1 protein-coding gene and 1 pseudogene are annotated in these 1129 nt (G+C 65.5%); both read left to right on the plus strand.

Features of this window, described 5'->3' with window-relative positions:
- The first annotated feature begins 284 nt into the window (after positions 1-284).
- Positions 285-545, plus strand: coding sequence for a S26 family signal peptidase (locus ACLZN2_RS50805; RefSeq protein WP_416987070.1), 261 nt, complete (start codon positions 285-287; stop codon positions 543-545).
- Positions 546-585: 40 nt separating this feature from the next.
- A pseudogene (locus tag ACLZN2_RS50810) lies at positions 586-1041 on the plus strand (helix-turn-helix domain-containing protein); the annotation flags it as partial.
- Positions 1042-1129 lie beyond the last annotated feature (88 nt).

Raw genomic sequence — 1129 nt, forward strand, 5'->3', positions numbered from 1 at the left:
CGGGGCGACCCTCCGCCTTGCGATCGCACGCACCAGACGCCGCCGGGCCCGCCCTACGGGCGGACGACGCTACTTTCGAAACACGCCCTAGTGCCGTATCAGGCAACGTTTGCCTCGCTGGTGGAGCACAGAGAAGTAAATCGGTGGGGTGACGCAGGGGAATCTGCCACGATCATCGGATGGGTGCATTGGATGCAGTGGCAGGCAGGATTGCTGGCGGGGCTACCGTGACGTTCCGGCCCAGCGGTTCTTCGATGGTCCCGCTGATACGTAGTCGGCAGCAGGTGGTCGTTGCCCCGGTCGACCCGTCGAAGTTGGAGGTCGGAGACGTCGTCCTCGCCCGTGTCGCAGGGACGGTCTACTTGCACTTGGTGTCGTCCGTGGACCTCGCCAGGAAGCGGGTGCAGATCAGTAACAACCGTGGCCGCGTCAACGGCTGGACCAGTCACGATCGTGTCTTTGGCATCTGTGCGGCAGTCGACGGCGTCACCCGGTCAGGAGCCGTGGGCAAGACGCTCGCGGCCGACTCCGACGACTCCTCCTGAACCTGACGCTCCGGCGGCTTCGGGCCGCCAAGCTGTACGGGTGGCAGAACGAGTGCGTGTTCGCGAGATCGATGACGACGAGGGCCGGCGGTTACTGCGGATCCTCAGAAGAGGCACGGGCTCCGTGGTGACCTGGCGGCGCGCGCAGATGGTGTTGCTGTCCGCTCAGGGCATGCCGGTCGCGAAGCTTGCCGAGGTGTCGTTCACCAGTGACGACCGGGTCCGCGACGTGATCCACAACTTCAACGCCGATGGCTTCGACTCGCTCTACCCCAAGTACTCCGGCGGCCGGCCGAAGACCTTCACGCTGCCCGAGCGCCGCGAGATCAAGAAGATCGCCAAGTCCAAGCCAACCGAGCACGATCTGCCGTTCTCGACCTGGAGCCTGGCCAAACTGGCCGACTTCCTGGTCGCCGAGGGGGTGGTCGACGACATCAGCCACGAGGGCCTGCGCATCCTGCTCCGCGAGGAAGGCGTCTCCTTTCAACGCCTGAGAGGGCAGTACGTGACGTGATGCCCGTTTCGGGCTTTCGGGTGGGGCTGTCGGGCTGGTCGTGGCCTGACCAGGCGGCTACGACTGTGGC

This window comes from Streptomyces sp. T028, assembly GCF_048159505.1.
Lineage (GTDB): Bacteria > Actinomycetota > Actinomycetes > Streptomycetales > Streptomycetaceae > Streptomyces.